At 41.6% G+C, this 519-nt stretch carries 1 protein-coding gene; it reads right to left on the minus strand.

The window, feature by feature from the left end:
• On the minus strand, positions 1 to 519 hold a 519-nt coding region (locus IV71_RS08135), incomplete at both ends, for a M23 family metallopeptidase (protein WP_234781186.1).

Below are 519 nucleotides of genomic sequence, written 5' to 3' on the forward strand. Positions count from 1 at the left end.
ACCATAATAAGCGTACTTATTATCGGTTTGTTGAATAATAACCACGTATTCATCACTGTTATGATTGACAGCAACGACCTTCCCGTCATGAACGGCATATACCCATGACACTTCATCACCATTCTTAATGGCATCATCGGTTAATCCTTGATTCTGAAAATCAACACCGTTATGGTCATGGTCAGTTGAGTTAGGTGTGTATGACGGATAAGTTCCTGTTCCCAAACTATAGGTTCCTTTGACCGGCAATACGTAACCGTCACTTCCTGAAGAACTGCCATCATCCGAACTAGAACAACTATCATCTGATGAACTACTATCGGAAGAACTACCAGACGAAGCGGCTGCTTTCGCACTAATTAAGGATGGATTGGCAGAAATTGAATCCCCACCAAATTGTTTATAAAAGTCTTCAGCGTCATTTTCAATTTGAGAATGCTTTGTTTGTTGCTCATCGTCGGAACTCAGTCCTTCATATTTTTCCGACCAATCATCAGCGGCTTGTGAAGCGCTTGAAGC

Origin of the sequence: Fructobacillus fructosus KCTC 3544, from assembly GCF_001438695.1 — a bacterium.
Lineage (GTDB): Bacteria > Bacillota > Bacilli > Lactobacillales > Lactobacillaceae > Fructobacillus > Fructobacillus fructosus.